Raw genomic sequence first — 862 nt, 5'->3', positions numbered from 1 at the left:
TGAACACGTCCTCGACGCCGATGTCGCTTGCCTCTTGGATGATGCCGTAGATCTCCTGGACGACTTCCTTGGCGGACATAATCTCGCCGTCGCGTTGGACCTTCCCGTGATGCTTGGAGTATTCGCGGAAACACGCACCCATCTCCATCACGCCGATGTCGCCGCGAGAGAGATCGCGGTTCTCTTCGAGTTGCTTGCGGGTGCGGCGGGCTGTCCGGTAGATGTCGCGGCGGAGTGAGTTCCAAGAGGCTGGCTCTGTCTCGTCGATAGGGCGAGCGACGACGACAATATCGAATGAGACTGCCTCGCCCTGAATGAATTTGTTAATATCGGCAGTGATTGGGTATGTCGCCGTCACTTCGAACCCGACATTGCAGAGTGATTCAAGAAGTTCCCCCCAGGACTCCGAATCGCTGTGATGGTAAGTGAACGTGAGTGTGCCATCTTCTTTGAGTGCTCGTTTGATGACCGAGAATGCTTGACCAAGTTCTGACTCGAAATCCTCAGCTGTCTTGTCCAAGTAAGGGTTTGTAACAATAGAATCTCCACGCGGTGTTTTATTCTGATTGAACCCAGGGTACTCCTCTTTAAGAAGAATCTTCAGCCAGACGTAAAAGAAGTCTGAAACCTCAGAATATATGATATTATCGTAATAAGGGGGGTCAGTAATAACAGCGTCAAATTCGTTTTGGTAGTTCATCTGCCGCATATCTCCCTGAAAGACCTCAGCATTTTTGCCGATGGGCATTGCGAATTTCCCCGTTTCTAGTGTTTCATCTCCTTCCACATACCGTTCTGTAGGCGAAGAGGCGTATTCTACACCCTTGAGAACCATATCCCACATTGAGGAAAACGTACCAGT

General features: G+C 50.2%; 1 pseudogene. It reads right to left on the bottom strand.

The annotated features are described in order from the left end of the window. Window positions 1-862, bottom strand: a pseudogene (locus DVK07_RS19885) (DNA methyltransferase); the annotation flags it as partial.

This window comes from Halorubrum sp. Atlit-26R, assembly GCF_003666015.1.
Lineage (GTDB): Archaea > Halobacteriota > Halobacteria > Halobacteriales > Haloferacaceae > Halorubrum.
This window is presented reverse-complemented; position numbering and strand designations above follow the sequence as displayed.